Genomic DNA, 16,862 nt, shown 5'->3' with positions numbered 1-16,862 from the left:
TCAGCCATTCCGTATTTGTGACTACGATCACACACTAGGGTAGCCTAACTGGATGTAAGGTTTGGGCAACCTAAGTAAGCATCCGGTTACAGGAATGGTGGCTCATGATCGTCTGCAGTTGCCACGCACTCACGCATCATCACATCGAAGCCGAGGTCGCAGCCGGCGCGCGCTGCACCCGCGAAGTGAGTGCGGCGTGCCGAGCAGGCACCGATTGTGGCAACTGCGTCCGCAACATCTCCGCGATCATCCGGCAGGCACGCTCTCAGAGTGAGATCATCGAACTCGAGACCGCCGTGTAGCCAGCCCCTGCCCGGCGGTGAAACCCAATGGTTCACCCCGGGAGGTGCCATGAAGGGCGACAAGAAGGTAATAGAACTACTCAACGAGCAGCTCACAGCCGAGCTCACGGCGATCAACCAGTATTTCCTTCACTCGAAGATGCAGGAAGATCGCGGATGGACGAAACTCGCCTCGCACACGCGCGCCGAGTCGTTCGATGAGATGCGGCACGCCGAGAAGCTCACCGACAGGATCCTGTATCTCGACGGACTCCCCAACTATCAGCGGCTCGGGTCGCTGCGGCTGGGTCAGACCGTCAAGGAGATGCTCGAATCGGATCTGGTCGTCGAGGTCGAGGCACGTGATCGGCTCCGCAAGGGGTCCGAGTACATGCGTTCGGTCAGCGACATCACCTCGGCGAACATCTTCGAGTCGATCCTCGCCGACGAAGAAGAGCACATCGACTACCTGGAAACCCAGCTCGACCTGCTGGAGCAGCTTGGTGAGCCGCTCTATCTGGCCAAGCACGTGACGCCGGAGGAATGACGACGTAGCAGCACGAACAACAGGTGAGGGCGACCCCATCGGGGTCGCCCTCACCTGTGTCTGCGATGAGTTCCGGCCGATCCGACGGTCGGTACCTGACGGATGGCACGGCACCCGTCGGGCCCCGTCCGGAAGGAGACCTCATGGCCGCCCCCTCCCTCGGCAGCATGCTTCTGTCGAGCACGAACCCCGAGCGCCTACGCGACTGGTATGTGAACGCATTCTCGGTGAAGTCCGAACGCACCCCCGGCGAACCCGCATACGACGTCCTCGATTTCAACGGCTTCTACATCATGCTCGACCGTCGCGCCGATATCGGCGCACTCAATCCCGAACCCGGGCGTCTGATCATCAACCTCGAGGTCACCGGTGCGCGAGACATCGTTGCCAGACTCGACGAACTCGGCACGAAGTGGCATTCCCCGCTCGAAGATCGCGACGGCAGCCTGTTCGCCACAGCGATCGACCCCGACGGCAACTACGTACAACTCGTCGAGCTGAGCGACGAAGCCAAAGCGGCGATGACCTGAGGTCGCTCGCGCCGGGCTGTCTGTGATGGCACCCTGGTGAAGGTGACCGAGCGGAAGCGTCCGGACGTGAGTTTCGAGACGTGGATCGAACGACAGATCCGCGTCGCGCAGGAACGCGGCGACTTCGACAATCTTCCGGGCTCAGGCAAACCCATCCCGGATCACGGGAACGACGAGATGTGGTGGATCAAGACCTATCTCGAGCGTGAGGGCTTGTCCGGGGAGGCGTTGTTGCCGCCGGAACTTCAGGTGCGCAAGGAGATCGAACGCCTGCCCGAGTCGGTTCGGACGATTCCGACGGAGAAGGACGTGCGGCAGTTCGTCGCCGATCTGAACCGCCGGGTGGCCGCCTGTCTGCTCTCGCCGGACCGCCTACCCGTGCCGCTGCACAAGGTCGACGTCGACGACGTGCTCGAAACATGGCGTGCCGAGCGACAGAGTCGACGCACGCAGGCGAAGGACGCTCTGGCCACGCCACCGTCGCAGCAACCCATCCGTAAGCGCAGCAAAGCTGGCCGCGCGTGGTTCCGGTGGCGGTAGCTACCAGAACCACGCGGGCAGCGTCGGCTGCGCTACGTCAGGGAAGCTGCTACGCCAGGGAGGCTCCGGTGGCACCCCGCACCTGCTCTTCGGACACGCCAGGTGCGCACTCGACCAGCTTCAGACCGTTGTCGGTGACGTCCACGACGGCGAGGTTGGTGACGATGCGCTGCACCACGCCCTCACCCGTGAGCGGAAGCGAGCACTTCTCCACGATCTTCGGGTTGCCCGACTTGTCGGTGTGCTCCATCAACACGATCACCTTGCGGGCACCGTGCACCAGATCCATCGCACCGCCCATGCCCTTGACCATCTTGCCCGGCACCATCCAATTCGCCAGATCCCCGGTCTGCGAGACCTCCATGCCACCGAGCACGGCGGTGTCGATATGACCACCGCGGATCATGCCGAAGCTCAACGCCGAATCGAAGAACGCCGCACCGGGATCGACCGTCACGGTCTCCTTACCCGCGTTGATCAGATCCGGATCGACCTCATCGTCGGTCGGGTACCGTCCGGTACCGAGGATCCCGTTCTCGCTGTGCAAGGTCACCTGCACACCTTCTGGGAGGTAGTTCGGAATCAGAGTCGGCAGACCGATACCGAGATTGACGTACTCGCCCGGCGAGAGTTCCTGCGCCGCACGCGCAGCCATCTCGATCCGCGACCACCCGACGGTCTCGGCGGTGTCCACACTGGTGCTCATGCTCACGCTCCCTTCGCAGCGCTGACAGTGCGCTTCTCGATCTGCTTGTCCTGGATGCCGGTATGCACGATGCGATCGACGAACACGCCGGGCAGATGCACCTGCGCCGGATCGATCTCACCCGGCTCGACGAGCTCCTCGACCTGCACGATGCACACCTTGCCGGCCATCGCCGCGAGCGGGTTGAAGTTCATCGCAGCCTTGTTGAACACCAGATTGCCCTCGGTGTCGCCCTTGAGCGCATGCACCAACGAATAGTCCGCGTTGATGGACTCCTCGAGCACGTACCGCTTGCCACGGAACTCACGGATCTCCTTCGCCGGAGACGCGATCTCCACCGAACCATCGGCGGCATACCGCCACGGCAGACCACCCTCGGAGATCGGGGTACCGACACCGGCCGGGGTGAAGAACGCCGGGATACCGGCACCACCGGCACGGAGCTTCTCCGCCAACGTGCCCTGCGGCGTCAACTCCACCTCGAGCTCACCGGAGAGATACTGCCGCGCGAACTCCTTGTTCTCACCGACGTACGACGCAGTGACGCGGCGGATCCGCTTCTCACCGAGAAGGATCCCGAGTCCGTGCCCGTCGACGCCGCAATTGTTGGAGAACACCTCGAAGTCGGAGGCGTCGCCGGCGGCGATCGCCGCGATCAGCTCGTCGGGGATGCCGCACAGTCCGAATCCGCCGACGGCGAGCAGCGCACCCGACGGGATGTCCGCAACGGCCGCCTGGGGCGTCTCGAATACCTTGGAAGCCAAGTCCAATACCTCTCCGGTCCGTGGGCCGCATCGCCACCGGAGGTGGATGCGTCCGCTGGGTGAACACGCTTTCTTGCTGTGTACCAATAAATAGTGCGGGCGGTCACATTGCAAGGACACCGTGGTTACGTTTCCCGATTGGTCGCTGAACGAACACGTCGACGGAGAGTGTTCACCCAGTGAACGTATGCTGCCGGTTATGACGTCGGGCGCTCAGGGACAGCTGGTCGGGAGGGTCGCAGCACTCCTCCGAGCCGTCTCCGCCCACGAACCCGACGGAGTGTCGACATCCGACCTCGCGCGCGAGGTCGATCTCGCCAGACCCACAGTCCACCGTCTGCTCACCACGCTCGCCGACGAAGGACTCGTCGACCGGCACCGCGACAGCGGGAAATGGACGTTGGGCCCGGAACTGTATCTGCTCGGTTCACTCGCGGCCGCGCGCTACGACATCACCGAAGTCGCCGGGGACGTTCTACGAGACCTCGCCCGGGAAACCGGGGAGAGCGCCTACCTCTCCGCACGTCGCGGTGATGAGACCGTGTGCCTGGCAGTCGAGGAAGGCAGCTTCCCGCTACGCTCCCATGTGCTGCACGTCGGGATCCGGTTCCCCTTGGGTGTGGCGTCGGCCGGACTGGCGATCCTGTCGCATCTATCCGATCGCGACATCGACGCGTACCTGTCGAGAACCGACCTCTCGTCGGAATGGGGAACCGACCACGCGAGAAGCGATATCGAGAAACGCATCGCCGTCACACGATTGGCCGGGTACTCGGTCAATCCCGCCCTCATCGTCGAAGGCAGCTGGGGCATGGGCGCGGCAGTGTTCGACCGACGCGACACCCCGACGTGGGCGCTCAGCATCACAGGCGTCGAAAGCCGCTTCCGCGGCGACCGCCGCGCCGAGCTGGGTGAGTCGCTGCTGCACCAGGCGCACCGGCTCACTCAACTCCTGCGACGTCGGCCGCAGCCGGGCCGCTGACCCTGTCGGGAGCGGCCCGGCGAGCGTCAGTCCGCGCGGCTCGGGACCCGCTGAAGCAGTCGCTCGGCGTGCTTCAGAATCGGGCCGTCGACCATCTTGCCCTCGAAATCGAAGACGCCCCGCTGGGTTTGTGCAGCGGCAAGCACGCGTCGTGCCCAGTCGGCTTCCTCTTCCGTGGGCGCGAACGCACGGCGGATCACCTCGATCTGAGCGGGGTGGATCGCTACCTTGATGTCGAATCCGACAGCCACCGTGTCGAGGGACTCCTCGTACAACCCGTCGGTGTCCTTGATGTCCAGGTACACCGAATCCAGCGCCCAGCGGGCATGCCCCTTCGCGGCGAGCAGCGACACCGACCGCGCGTGCTGTGCGACAGCCCGATAGGTGCCGTCGGCGCGTCGGCTCGAGTTGCCGCCGAGGCCCGCGACCAGGTCCTCGGCACCCCACATGACACCGATCGTGTTGTCCACCTTCGCGATTTCCTCGACTGCGAGCACTCCCAGCGGTGACTCGATCAAGGCAACCACCTCGAGCAACGCGAGTGAGCGCACCTCGTCGGCGCTTTCACACTTGGGAAGCATCACGCGCGTGTACGACGTGCGACGCAATGCTTCGAGGTCGAGTTCGTGGTCGGCGGTGCCCACCGGGTTGACGCGCACGACTGTGCGCTCCGGATCGAGCGGGGTCGCGACGAGCGCGTCGCGCGCCGTCTGCTTGTCGCCTGCCGATACCGCGTCCTCGAGATCGATGATGACGACGTCGGAGCGGTCGGCCGCCTTGGCGTAACGTTCGGGCCGGTCTGCGGGCACGAACAGCCATGCGGGCCCGGGCAATTCCCATGTCATGATGTCGGCCTCTTCTGTACGAGTGTCTTGCGGACCGCGATGCCGACGACGTCGCCGTGCTGATTGCGACCCGTGTGCTCGAGCGTGACGATACCTTCGCCGGGGCGGCTCTTCGACTCACGCTTGTCGAGGATCTTCGTCTCGACGTAGAGGGTGTCGCCGTGGAACAGCGGCTTCGGGAACGCCACTTCGGAGAACCCGAGATTCGCGACGATCGTGCCCTGCGTGAGCTGCGCGACGGACAGTCCGATCATCGTCGACAGGGTGAACATCGAGTTCACCAGTCGCTCACCGAAGCTCGTCCCGGCCGCGTACGCGGCATCGAGGTGCAGGGCCTGCGTGTTCATCGTCTGCGTCGTGAACAGCGTGTTGTCGGCCTCGGTGATGGTACGACCGGGCCGGTGCTCGTAGATCGCGCCGAGCTCGTATTCCTCGAACCACAGACCACGCTGAGTAATTCGCTTTTCGGTCTCGCTCACAGTCCCAACCCCCGTGCGATGAGCATGAGCTGCACCTCGGTGGTACCCTCACCGATCTCGAGGATCTTGCTGTCGCGGTAGTGCCGCGCGACAGGGTATTCGTTCATGAATCCGTAGCCACCGTGAATCTGCGTGGCGTCGCGCGCGTTGTCCATGGCCGCTTCGGAGGCAACGAGTTTCGCGATCGAGGCCTGCTTCTTGAACGGTTTTCCGGCGAGCATCGCTGCCGCGGCGTCGTAGTAGGCGGTGCGGGCGGTGTGCGCACGTGCTTCCATCCGTGCGATCTTGAATGCGATGGCCTGATTGTTGCCGATCGCGGTCCCGAATGCCTCGCGTTCCTTGGCGTACTTGATCGATTCGTCGACGCAACCCTGGGCGGCACCGACCGACAGTGCCGCGATCGCGATGCGGCCTTCGTCGAGAATCCGCAGGAAGTTCGCGTATCCGCGGCCACGCTGTCCGAGGAGATTCGCTTCGGGGACGCGCACATTCGCGAAGGTCAGTGGGTGGGTGTCGGAGGCATTCCAGCCGACCTTGTTGTAGGCCGGTTCCGCAGTGAAACCGGGGGTGTCTGCCGGCACAAGGATCGTGGAGATCTCCTTCTTGCCGTTCGCGTCGGTCCCGGTGACGGCGGTGACCGTGACGAGCGAGGTGATGTCGGTGCCCGAGTTGGTGATGAACTGTTTGTTGCCGTTGATCACCCACTGCCCGTCCTCGAGCTTCGCGGTGGTCTTGGTGCCGCCGGCGTCGCTACCGGCACCGGGCTCGGTCAGGCCGAACGCGGCGAGGTTGCGACCGCTCGTGAGCTGCGGGAGCCATTCCTGCTTCTGCTCGTCGGTACCGAAGCGGTAGACCGGCATCGCGCCGAGCGACACGCCCGCTTCGAGGGTGATGGCGACAGACTGGTCGACCTTGCCGAGCTCCTCGAGGGCGAGGCACAGCGCGAAGTAGTCGCCGCCCATTCCGCCGTACTCCTCGGGGAACGGCAGGCCGAACAGACCCATGTCGGCCATTCCCTGCACCACTTCGTACGGGAACGAATGCTCGGCGTCGTGCTTGGCCGCGACGGGCGCGACGACGGTGCGCGCGAAGTCGGCGACCGACTTCCTCAGCTGTTCGTATTCGTCGGGGAGCTGGCCGGTGGCCAGGTACGTCGGAGACTCGGTCATGCCTCTTCCTTCGTGTCTGTGTGCGGGGTGATGCGGGCGAGAAGCTGATCGACCTTGACCTGTTCACCTGCGGCAGCGAACAGTTCGACGACGCCGTCGATCGGGGCGGTGAGCGCGTGTTCCATCTTCATGGCTTCGACGATGGCGATCGTCTGGCCCGCAGTGACCTCGGCGCCCGCTTCGACGGACATGGCGATGACGGCACCCGGCATCGGGCTGGTGATATCGGCGTCGCCGGTGTGGGTGTCGCCGCCGCGCACACTGGCCTCGCGGACCTCGCGGACCGCGACGCTCCCGTGGCCGTCGGCGAGCCAGATCGTGCCGTCGACCTCCGCGACGCGGAACACGTGACGACGACCGTCGAGCACGACAGCGAGGACCGAGCCGACGGCTGCATCGCGGCCGGTCCCTGCGCCGAGCGTTGCAGACAGCGAATACTGGCTGCCGTCTTCGACATCCACGGTGCCCGCGACCGGTGTTCCCGCGAGGCGCACGTGGGCGGTGCGGTCGCCGGACGCGAGCCGGTAGCTGGTGGGCAGGTGCGGGCCCACGCGCCATCCGTCGGGAACGTCCCACGGATCGGAGGTGTCGTCGGGCCAGTGCTGCAACCAGCGGAGCACTGCTGCGGCAACGAGCGCGGCATCGGAGGTCTCGGGCGCGGTGTAGTCGCCGAGACGCCGATCGAGCAGCCCGGTGTCGAGCGCACCGGCCACCACCTCGGGATCGGCCAGCAGGAACCGTGCGAAATCGATGTTGGTGACCACCCCGAGCACCGCGGTGTCGGCGAGGGCGCGGTCGAGGCGCCGCAGAGCACCGGCGCGATCGTCGGCGTGCGCGATGACCTTGGCAAGCATCGGGTCGTAGTCGCTTCCGACGACAGTGCCCGGTTGCAGACCGGAGTCGACTCGCACGCCGGGACCATACGCTTCGACCACGTCGGCGACGGTGCCGCCGGTGGGCAGGAACCCGCGACCGGGATCCTCCGCGTAGACGCGGGCTTCGATGGCGTGGCCGGTGAGGGTGACGTCCTCCTGCGTGAACCCGAGGGGCTCACCCGCGGCGATCCGCACCTGCCATTCGACGAGGTCGAGGCCCGTGACCATCTCGGTGACGGGGTGTTCGACCTGCAGGCGGGTGTTCATCTCCATGAAGAAGAACTCGTCGGGCTCGTCGGCGGAGACGATGAATTCCACGGTGCCGGCGCCGGTGTAGTCGACGCTGCGCGCAGTGTTGCAGGCTGCTTCACCGATGCGGGCGCGGGTGGCCTCGTCGAGCAGCGGCGACGGCGCTTCCTCGATGACCTTCTGGTGGCGACGCTGCAGGCTGCATTCGCGTTCGCCGAGGTGGACGACGTTGCCGTGACTGTCGGCGAGGATCTGCACCTCGATGTGGCGCGGGCGCAGAACGAAACGCTCGAGAAACAGCGTGTCGTCGCCGAACGACGCCGCGGCTTCGCGACGTGCGGAGACCAAGGCGTCGGGAAGGTCGGCGGGATCGTGCACGAGCCGCATGCCCTTGCCGCCACCGCCGGCCGACGGCTTGACCAGCACCGGGTAGCCGACTTCGGCGGCACCGGCGATCAGTTCGTCGTCGGTCAGGCCCGGTCGCGAGATACCCGGAACGACAGGGACTCCGAACTCCGAGACCGCGGCCTTCGCGGTGATCTTGTCTCCCATGGTCTCGATCGCATGCGCGGACGGGCCGAGGAATGCGATACCGGCCGTGGCACACGCGGCAGCGAAAGCCGAGTTCTCCGACAGGAATCCGTAACCCGGGTGGATGGCCTGCGCGCCGGTCTCGACCGCCGCGGCGATGACCTTGTCGATCACCAGGTAGCTCTCGCGAGCCGCGGCGGGGCCGAGGAGTACGGCGGTGTCGGCTTCGCGCACGTGTCGGGCGTCGCGGTCGGCCTCACTGAACACTGCGACGGAGCGGATGCCCATCGACCGCAGTGTGCGGATGACGCGGACGGCGATCTCTCCGCGGTTGGCTACCAGTACTGTATCGATGCGTTTCGTGTCACTCATGTCGCTCACATCCGGAAGACGCCGTAGGAGACCGGCTCGAGCGGCGCGTTCGCGCACGTCGACAGTGCCAGTCCGAGAACTTTTCTGGTGTCGGCGGGGTCGATGATTCCGTCGTCCCACAACCGAGCAGTGGAGTAGTAGGGGTTGCCCTGGTCTTCGTACTGCTCGCGGATCGGAGCCTTGAACGCTTCTTCGTCCTCGGCCGACCACGGCTTGCCCGAGGCGTCGAGCTGGTCGGAACGCACGGTTGCAAGGACCGATGCGGCCTGCTCGCCGCCCATCACCGAGATGCGGGCATTGGGCCACATCCACAGGAAGCGAGGCGAATACGCGCGCCCGCACATCGAGTAGTTGCCGGCGCCGTAGGAACCGCCGACGACGACGGTGAGCTTGGGAACGCGCGCGCAGGCGACGGCGGTGACCATCTTCGCGCCGTGCTTGGCGATGCCGGCAGCCTCGTAGTCGCGGCCGACCATGAATCCGGAGATGTTCTGCAGGAACAGCAGCGGGACGGAGCGCTTGTCGCACAGCTCGATGAAATGCGCTCCCTTGAGGGCAGATTCACCGAAGAGAACGCCGTTGTTGGCGATGATGCCGACGGGATGTCCGTGGATGCGCGCGAATCCGGTGACCAGAGTCTTGCCGTACTCGGCCTTGAACTCGTGGAAGCTGGAGCCATCGACCACTCGCGAGATGACCTCGCGCACATCGTACGGAGTGCGCGAATCGGTGGGGACGACGTCGTAGAGCTCGGCGGGGTCGGCGTCAGGTGGGGCGGTCGGTGCGACGTCCCACGGGCGCGGGGTACGCGGCCCCAACGTCGAGACGATGTTGCGCACGATACGCAGTGCGTCGCGATCGTCTTCGGCGAGGTGGTCGGTGACGCCGGAGATCTTCGAATGCAGGTCGCCGCCACCGAGTTCTTCGGCCGTGACGACCTCGCCGGTCGCGGCCTTCACCAGCGGAGGGCCGCCGAGGAAGATGGTGCCCTGGTTGCGGACGATCACGGCCTCGTCACTCATCGCGGGTACGTAGGCGCCACCGGCGGTGCACGAGCCGAGGACCGCCGCGATCTGCGGGATCCCCTGCGCGCTCATCGTCGCCTGGTTGTAGAAGATGCGGCCGAAATGCTCGCGATCGGGGAAGACCTCGTCCTGCCGGGGTAGGAAAGCGCCGCCGGAGTCGACGAGGTAGATGCACGGCAGGTTGTTCTGCAGCGCGACTTCCTGCGCGCGCAGGTGCTTCTTGACGGTGATCGGGTAGTAGGTGCCGCCCTTGACGGTGGCGTCGTTCGCGACGATCACGCACTCACGACCGGCGACGCGGCCGATACCGGTGATGACGCCGGCGCCGGGGCACTCGTCGTCGTACATGCCGTTCGCCGCGAGCGGGGACAGTTCGAGGAACGGGCTCCCGGTGTCGAGAAGCTCGTCGACGCGGTCGCGGGGGAGCAGCTTCCCTCGCGCGACGTGGCGTTCGCGGGACTTTTCGTTGCCTCCGAGGGAGGCGGCAGCGAGTTTCTCCCGAAGGCCTCTGACCAATTGTTCATGCTGGTCACGGCTGGTTTGCGAGAGCGCGTGAGCGGTTGTCACGGTTACCATCCTCGGTTGATTGACCTAATCACCATTAACTGAAAAGCTAGGTTAGTTACCATTAACCGAGTTGTCCATACCCGAGTTGTTCCCATCCAGACGAGTGGAGTGTCCGCCATGAACCAGGCCGTCGAAGGGGAGGCCCTCGAGATGGATTCCGTCGCACGCACGCCACGGTCGCAGGCCAAGGCCGAGCGTCGGCGGCAACTGCTCGTCGCCGCAGCACGCCTGATCGCCGAACGCGGTTTCACCGGCGTGCGCCTCGAGGATCTCGGTGCTGCCGTCGGCATCAGCGGGCCCGCCGTCTACCGGCATTTCCCCAACAAGGACGCGCTGCTGGTCGAGATCCTCGTCGACATCAGCCGGCGCCTGTTCGCCGGCGGCACCGCGGTCGAGGAGAGCACTTCCGACCCCCACGAGACACTCGAAGGCCTCGTCGACTTCCACCTCGACTTTGCGCTGGGGGAACAGGACCTCATCCGCGTCCAGGATCGCGAACTGCACTCACTCACCGAGGAGGGCCGGCGCCAGGTCCGCACCCTGCAGCGCCGCTACGTCGAGATCTGGGTGGGCGTGCTGTGCCGCATCGATCCGGCACTCGCCGAATCCGACGCGCGCACCATAGCGCATGCGACGTTCGGGCTCATCAACTCCACACCACACAGCGCCGATCCGCGCTCACCGCACAGCACCCGCACCGTACTGCGGCGGATGGCGCTCGCAGCACTCGATTCCACACACGACGCCGAGTAGGACAAGGACACGACATGGCGTACTTCGAACGCACCGGATCGAATTCCTTCCGCGCAACCGAGCATGTGGGTGGCGCATGGAACATCGAGGAACAACACATTGCACCCGCATTCGGGCTTCTCGCGCACGTCGTCGAATGCGACCGTGACGCGCGGCGCAGCGATGGGCTGGTGATCGGTCGCCTGTCGTACGACATCCTCGGAGTCCTGCCGATCGGCGACATGGACGTCGAAGTGACGGTGCTACGCCCCGGTCGCACCATCGAACTCGTCGAAGCCGTGCTCAGCCACGGGGGGCGCGCCGCCGTGCGACTGCGGGCGTGGCTGATGACTCCTGGCGCCACCGACGCCCTCGAAGCGTCCTCCCTGCAGCGCATCGCACCACCCGAAAGTCACGAGCCGTGGGATGCCACGGAGGTGTGGCCGGGCGGTTTCATCGAATCCGTCGAAGTGCGGCGCAATCAGGTCGAGCCAGGACGTGCCTCATTCTGGGTGCGCAGTCCGATTCCGCTGCTCGCAGACGAGAAGGTCAGCGACCTCGCGCACACCGTCCGACTCTTCGACATCTCCAACGGCATGACGGTGCGTGCCGACCCGAAGAGCGTCACCTTCCCCAACCTCGATCTCACCGCGCACGTATTCACGCAGCCGCAAGGGGAATGGGTCGGCTTCGACACCACCGTGTCGTTCGGCGCAGGCGGTATCGGCCTGACCAGCAGCGTCCTGCACGACACCTACGGCCCGATCGGCACGATGTCTCAGATCCTCACGGTGCGCCCCAACTGAACTCTGCTCCACACCACTGACTCCCGTACCGTCGGATCGACGATCTTGTACGACGCGACAAGGAGAACCGAGTGAGCAGGACCGCAGTACGCGACCTCTCGCGCCCTCGGCTGTGGCGGGCAGTCCTGCTCTGGATCGTCGTGTGGGCGGTGTGTGGGCTCGCCGCCCCGATCGTGCAGGACGCGACCGGCCTGTCCACGGATGTGCTGGCGCTGGTCATGCTGGCGCCTGCACTCGCGTCGGCCGTCGTGTGGCTCGCGGTGCGACGCGACCTTCCGGCGCCGTGGCCGCGAGTGGCCATCCGCGCGATCGTATGGCCTACCGTGCTCGCCCTCGTGTGGATCGCGGTGTTCACCGCGGGACTTCTCGCGGCCGGTTTCTCGTTCGGCTCCGGAATCGGTGTCGCCGGAGTACCGCTCGCGGTGGTGCTGGCGGCGCAGGCCGTCGGGGCCCTCGGCGAGGAGATCGGGTGGCGCGGCACGCTGCAGCATCTCGCCGAATCACGAATGTCCCGATGGGTAGCGGCCCTGCTTCTCGGCGCGGTGTTCGGCGCGACCCATATCGGCTACTGGTCGGAAGGCCTCCTGTTCGTCGCGGGGTTTGCCCTCTCGACGGCACTGATGGGGCTCGCAATGGTGCTGATCGCCCGGGGCAGTTTCGCGCAGCGCATGATCCCGGCGACGCTCATCCACCTCGGCCTGAACCTGGTGACGGCCGACGCCGGCGGCTTCGACAACCCGTGGCTGCTGATCGCACCGGCCGCAGCAGCAACTGCGGTCGTTCTCATCGCCGCGCGGATGACGAAATCCGATCCGGCGCGCGTCCGGCGTCCCGCATCCGCCCCCACCGAGTGGACGAGGTCTTAGGCTCGCACAATGGCAGATATGACGGTGGATATTCGGTCCCCCGAAGAACTGACGGCCGCGCTCGAATCGACCGGGTACCTCGCCGACGACGGCGTCGCGATGGCAGCGTTCCTCGCGCTCCGCATGGGCCGGCCCCTGTTCTGCGAGGGTGAGCCCGGCACAGGGAAGACGTCGCTGGCCGTCGCGCTCGCCGAGGCCTTGAATCTGCCGTTGATCAGGTTGCAGTGCCACGAGGGCATCGATGCGTCACAGGCGTTGTACGACTGGGATTTTCCCCGGCAGCTGCTGCACCTGCGCACACTCGAAGCCGCAAGCGCGAGCAGTTTCGACGCCGATACCGCCGAACGTTCCCTCTACACCGAACGATTCCTGCTCACCCGCCCACTGCTGCAAGCCCTCACCGACGCTCCGTGCGTGCTTCTCGTCGACGAAATCGACCGCGCCGACGACGAGTTCGAGGCATTCCTGCTGCAGGTCCTCGACGAGAACGCCGTGACAATCCCGGAACTCGGTGAGATCCGGGCCAGTGTTCCGCCCCTCGTCGTACTCACCTCCAACCGCACCCGCGAGGTGCACGATGCGCTCAAACGCCGCTGCCTCTACCACTGGGTCGAACACCCCGACCTCGACCGCGAGATCGCGATCCTGCGCCGCCGGCTCCCCGGAATCGATGCCGCGCTCGCGGAACAGATCGCCCGCGCCGTCCACGCCCTCCGCGACGCGGACCTGCTCAAACCTCCGGGTGTCGCTGAGTCCCTCGACTGGGCGCGGGCACTGATCGAACTCGACCGCGACGTGCTCGACACCGCGACCGCCGCCGCAACCCTCGGCGCAGTCCTGAAATATCGTGAAGACCTCGAACGGGTCGCGCGCGCCGGCCTCGACCGACTCCTGGCGGGCTGAACTGTGGGCGGGGGCGCCCTCATCGGCGTGGCAGGGTTTGCGCGGGCCCTCGAAGTGGCCGGGCTCCCGGTCGCGCTCGACTCCACCCACGCCTACGTCCGCGCCCTCCGCGAAGTGGATGCGAGCGACCCCACGCAGGTGTACTGGGCTGGTCGGGCGACCCTCTGCCGCGACCCCGACGACATTCCCCGCTACGACCTCGCGTTCGAAGCCTGGTTCGGAGGCGACCTCCCCGTGGTCTCCCGCACCACCGGGCAACAGCAGCGCACCGCGACGGTCGCCGCGCTCACCTCGCCGACCGGATCCGACGCCGGAGGCGACGACTCGCCGCGACTCCAGGTCGCGGCCGACGACACCGAGGTCCTGCGGCACCGCGACATCGCCGAACTCACCCCTGCCGAACGCGCTCACCTCGATGAGATGCTCACTCTGCTGAAACCTCACCCGCCGAGACGACCCGCGGCGCGACTACGACCGTCACGACGCGGCACAGTCGACCCGCGACGCACCCTGCGGGCCATGCTCGCCGCGGGCGGCGAGACCGTCCGGCCCGCCCGGCACCACCGCACGACCCGCCCACGCCGGGTGGTACTGCTCATCGACGTGTCCGGATCCATGAGCCCGTACGCCGACGCGCTGCTGCGCTTCGCGCACGTCGTCACCCGCAGCAATCCGTCGGGTACCGAAGTGTTCTCCCTCGGTACCCGCATGACCCGTCTGTCGCGCGCACTGCGCGCCCGCGACCCCGAACGCGCATTGGCCGCGGCATCGAACACCGTCCCCGACTGGGCCGGCGGCACGCGTCTCGGCGACACGTTGCGTGCGTTCCTCGACCGCTGGGGCCGACGAGGCATCGCACGTGGCGCCGTCGTCGTCATCTTCTCCGACGGCTGGGAACGCGGCGATACCTCGCTGCTGGCCGAACAGATGGCGCAACTGCGCCGACTCGCCCACGCCGTACTCTGGGTCAACCCCCATGCGGGCGCCGACGGCTACGAACCCATCCAGTCCGGGATCTCGGCCGCACTCCCGCACCTCGACCGACTGCTCGCCGGGCACAGCCTCGCGACGTTGGAGGAACTGTTGAAGGAGGTCCACCGTGCGTGATGTTCTCGACGATCTCGAGCGCCGGTACCGTGCCGGAGAAACCGTTGCACTGGGCACCGTCGTCTCGACGTTCCGGTCCGCGCCACGCGAAGCCGGTGCCTCGATGCTCGTCGCGGGCGACGGCACCGTCACGGGCAGTGTGTCCGGTGGATGTGTCGAAGGCGCCGTCTACGAACTCGGCCAAGAGGTCATCGGCGACGGCAACGCAGTTCTGCAGCGGTACGGGGTCTCCGACGACGACGCTTTCGCGGTCGGCCTGACCTGCGGCGGCATCATCGACGTCTTCGTCGAACGCATCGACCCCGCAGAGTTCACTGCGCTCGGTGACGTCATCGACTCGATCCACGAGGGCGAGCCCGTCGCGGTCGCCACCGTCACCGAACATCCCGATCCCGCCGTGGTCGGGCGACGCATGGTGGTGTGGCCCGACCGAGCGGACGGCGAGCTTCCCTCCACTCGTATGACCGACGCGATCACCGACGACGCGCGCGGCCTGCTCGACGTGGGCCGCTCCGGAACCCTGCACTACGGACCCGACGGTCAGCGACGCGGTGTAGGCATGTCGGTGTTCGTCAATGCCTTCCAACCGCGACCCCGTCTCCTGGTGTTCGGCGCGATCGATTTCGCGGCCGCGATGGCCACACTCGGTTCGTTCCTCGGCTACCGGGTGACGGTGTGCGACGCGCGCGGCGTGTTCGCGACCCCCGCGCGTTTTCCGGCGGCCGACGAGGTGGTCGTCGACTGGCCGCACCGCTATCTCGCCGCCGAGCACGAGGCCGGGCGGGTCGACCAGCGCACGGTGATCGCGGTGCTCACCCACGACCCCAAGTTCGACGTGCCGCTCCTCGAGGTGGCCTTGCGGATCGACGTCGCCTACGTGGGAGCGATGGGCTCACGCCGCACGCACGACGACCGGCTGGCCCGACTGCGCGAGATCGGCATCACCGAGGACGAGATCGCCAAGCTGAGTTCGCCGATCGGCCTCGATCTCGGTGCTCGCACCCCCGAGGAGACCGCCGTGTCGATCGGTGCCGAGATCATCGCGCTGCGGTGGGGCGGACGCGGGCAACGCCTGGCGGACCGGCAGGGACCGATCCACACACACGAGGAACTCTTGCCGCACCCGCCCCGCTGATGACCGAAGGGACATTCGGCCGAAAGCCCTGCTCAGAAGTATTGGGCTCCGCCGTCGATCGCGAGGCTCTGGGCGGTGACGAACGCGGATTCGTCGGAGGCCAGGAACGCGACCATGTTCGCGATCTCGTCGGCTTCCGCCATGTACTTGTTCAGGAACGGCATGGTCATGCCGCCCAGGCGCGGATTGGACTCCGCGGTCTGTGCAATGCGCTCGCGCATGCTTCCCGAACCCATCGGGGTGTTCACGGCGCCGGGATGAATGCTGTTGACACGAATGTCGTGCTGCCCGAGTTCCGCCGCGAATGCGCGGGCCATGCCGACCAGCGCGTGCTTGCTGGTCGTGTAGTGCACCATGAACGGCTGGAGCTTCACACCGGCGAGTGAGCTGGTGATGACGATCGACCCGCCACCGCGGGTGATGAGGTGCGGCGCGGTCGCGGTGACCGTGTTCCACACGCCGGTGACATTGATGTCGAGGGTGTCGCGGAAGCTCGTGGGAGTGACCTCGTCCCAGGTCTGCGGGATGCAGATACCGGCGTTGGCGACCACCACATCGAGGCCGCCGAAACGCGCGACCCCTTCCTCGACCACCGCTTTCACGCCGTCGAGGTCGCGAACATCGCACTGTGCCAGGTGCGCTTTCGCGCCTTCCGCCTCGACGAGCCGCTTCGTTTCCTCGAGGTCCTCGAGGGTCGCCGAATCGTAGGGGACGCCGGGCAGGGGACCGGCGAGATCGATGCCGACGATCTGTGCGCCTTCACGCGCGAGCCGCACGGCGTGCGCACGACCCTGACCACGGGCAACTCCGGTGATGAATGCGATCTTGTTGTCGAGCCGGGCCATGTGCGT

At 66.4% G+C, this 16,862-nt stretch carries 19 protein-coding genes; 11 read left to right on the top strand and 8 right to left on the bottom strand.

Going from position 1 to position 16,862, the window contains the following annotated elements:
• Positions 1–104 precede the first annotated feature (104 nt).
• From ACZ46K_RS05380 to ACZ46K_RS05365, 4 genes are all read left to right on the top strand, one after another.
• Complete coding sequence (locus ACZ46K_RS05380; protein ID WP_054807237.1) at positions 105–302, top strand: (2Fe-2S)-binding protein; 198 nt, start codon at positions 105–107, stop codon at positions 300–302.
• Positions 303–351: 49 nt separating this feature from the next.
• Entirely contained in the window at positions 352–828 is a 477-nt protein-coding gene (bfr, locus tag ACZ46K_RS05375) for a bacterioferritin (RefSeq protein WP_054807236.1), read from the top strand.
• A 143-nt stretch (positions 829–971) separates the two neighbouring features.
• Complete coding sequence (locus tag ACZ46K_RS05370; protein WP_054807242.1) at positions 972–1,358, top strand: VOC family protein; 387 nt, start codon at positions 972–974, stop codon at positions 1,356–1,358.
• 42 nt (positions 1,359–1,400) lie between these two features.
• On the top strand, positions 1,401–1,898 hold the full coding sequence (locus ACZ46K_RS05365; RefSeq protein WP_054807241.1) for a DnaJ family domain-containing protein: 498 nt from the start codon (positions 1,401–1,403) through the stop codon (positions 1,896–1,898).
• A gap of 49 nt (positions 1,899–1,947) precedes the next feature.
• Here ACZ46K_RS05365 and ACZ46K_RS05360 read toward each other — a convergent pair whose 3' ends face one another.
• A complete protein-coding gene (locus ACZ46K_RS05360; RefSeq protein ID WP_464747074.1) occupies positions 1,948–2,604 on the bottom strand; it encodes a CoA transferase subunit B in 657 nt (218 codons plus the stop codon).
• 2 nt (positions 2,605–2,606) lie between these two features.
• A complete protein-coding gene (locus ACZ46K_RS05355) occupies positions 2,607–3,368 on the bottom strand; it encodes a CoA transferase subunit A (RefSeq protein WP_464747072.1) in 762 nt (253 codons plus the stop codon).
• Between the two features lie 199 nt (positions 3,369–3,567).
• On the opposite strand from ACZ46K_RS05355, the gene ACZ46K_RS05350 reads away from it, so the two are divergent.
• On the top strand, positions 3,568–4,350 hold the full coding sequence (locus ACZ46K_RS05350; protein WP_464747070.1) for an IclR family transcriptional regulator: 783 nt from the start codon (positions 3,568–3,570) through the stop codon (positions 4,348–4,350).
• 26 nt (positions 4,351–4,376) lie between these two features.
• Here ACZ46K_RS05350 and ACZ46K_RS05345 read toward each other — a convergent pair whose 3' ends face one another.
• Genes ACZ46K_RS05345 through ACZ46K_RS05325 form a run of 5 tightly spaced genes read right to left on the bottom strand, consistent with a single transcriptional unit; the run spans position 4,377 to position 10,471 of the window.
• A complete protein-coding gene (locus tag ACZ46K_RS05345; protein ID WP_054807822.1) occupies positions 4,377–5,195 on the bottom strand; it encodes an HpcH/HpaI aldolase/citrate lyase family protein in 819 nt (272 codons plus the stop codon).
• A complete protein-coding gene (locus tag ACZ46K_RS05340; RefSeq protein ID WP_054807821.1) occupies positions 5,192–5,674 on the bottom strand; it encodes a MaoC family dehydratase in 483 nt (160 codons plus the stop codon). The genes ACZ46K_RS05345 and ACZ46K_RS05340 overlap by 4 nt, the downstream gene beginning before the upstream one ends.
• Complete coding sequence (locus ACZ46K_RS05335; protein WP_054807820.1) at positions 5,671–6,843, bottom strand: acyl-CoA dehydrogenase family protein; 1,173 nt, start codon at positions 6,841–6,843, stop codon at positions 5,671–5,673. The genes ACZ46K_RS05340 and ACZ46K_RS05335 overlap by 4 nt, the downstream gene beginning before the upstream one ends.
• Positions 6,840–8,870, bottom strand: a complete 2,031-nt coding sequence (locus ACZ46K_RS05330) for an acetyl/propionyl/methylcrotonyl-CoA carboxylase subunit alpha (RefSeq protein WP_464747067.1) — start codon at positions 8,868–8,870, stop codon at positions 6,840–6,842. Before ACZ46K_RS05330 ends, ACZ46K_RS05335 begins: the two co-directional genes overlap by 4 nt.
• Before the next feature lie 5 nt (positions 8,871–8,875).
• The gene (locus tag ACZ46K_RS05325) at positions 8,876–10,471 is read right to left on the bottom strand and encodes a carboxyl transferase domain-containing protein (RefSeq protein WP_464747065.1); all 1,596 of its coding nucleotides are present in this window, start codon (positions 10,469–10,471) and stop codon (positions 8,876–8,878) included.
• Positions 10,472–10,579: 108 nt separating this feature from the next.
• On the opposite strand from ACZ46K_RS05325, the gene ACZ46K_RS05320 reads away from it, so the two are divergent.
• From ACZ46K_RS05320 to ACZ46K_RS05295, 6 genes are all read left to right on the top strand, one after another.
• Positions 10,580–11,215, top strand: coding sequence for an SACE_7040 family transcriptional regulator (locus tag ACZ46K_RS05320; protein WP_054807492.1), 636 nt, complete (start codon positions 10,580–10,582; stop codon positions 11,213–11,215).
• 14 nt (positions 11,216–11,229) lie between these two features.
• Positions 11,230–12,000, top strand: a complete 771-nt coding sequence (locus ACZ46K_RS05315; protein ID WP_464747063.1) for a thioesterase family protein — start codon at positions 11,230–11,232, stop codon at positions 11,998–12,000.
• A 71-nt stretch (positions 12,001–12,071) separates the two neighbouring features.
• Positions 12,072–12,866 carry a CPBP family intramembrane glutamic endopeptidase gene (locus tag ACZ46K_RS05310; protein ID WP_464747061.1) on the top strand — a complete coding sequence of 265 codons (795 nt, stop codon included), beginning with the start codon at positions 12,072–12,074 and terminating at the stop codon, positions 12,864–12,866.
• A gap of 9 nt (positions 12,867–12,875) precedes the next feature.
• A complete protein-coding gene (locus ACZ46K_RS05305) occupies positions 12,876–13,769 on the top strand; it encodes an AAA family ATPase (RefSeq protein WP_464747059.1) in 894 nt (297 codons plus the stop codon).
• A 3-nt stretch (positions 13,770–13,772) separates the two neighbouring features.
• Positions 13,773–14,876 carry a vWA domain-containing protein gene (locus ACZ46K_RS05300; protein ID WP_464747057.1) on the top strand — a complete coding sequence of 368 codons (1,104 nt, stop codon included), beginning with the start codon at positions 13,773–13,775 and terminating at the stop codon, positions 14,874–14,876.
• On the top strand, positions 14,869–16,011 hold the full coding sequence (locus tag ACZ46K_RS05295) for an XdhC family protein (protein WP_464747055.1): 1,143 nt from the start codon (positions 14,869–14,871) through the stop codon (positions 16,009–16,011). The genes ACZ46K_RS05300 and ACZ46K_RS05295 overlap by 8 nt, the downstream gene beginning before the upstream one ends.
• Before the next feature lie 32 nt (positions 16,012–16,043).
• Here the strand turns inward: ACZ46K_RS05295 and ACZ46K_RS05290 are convergent, their stop codons facing one another.
• Positions 16,044–16,856 (bottom strand): mycofactocin-coupled SDR family oxidoreductase, encoded by an 813-nt coding sequence (locus ACZ46K_RS05290; protein WP_464747053.1) that lies wholly within the window; start codon positions 16,854–16,856, stop codon positions 16,044–16,046.
• Positions 16,857–16,862 lie beyond the last annotated feature (6 nt).

It is taken from the genome of Rhodococcus sp. JCM 9793, from assembly GCF_055380405.1.
This window is presented reverse-complemented; position numbering and strand designations above follow the sequence as displayed.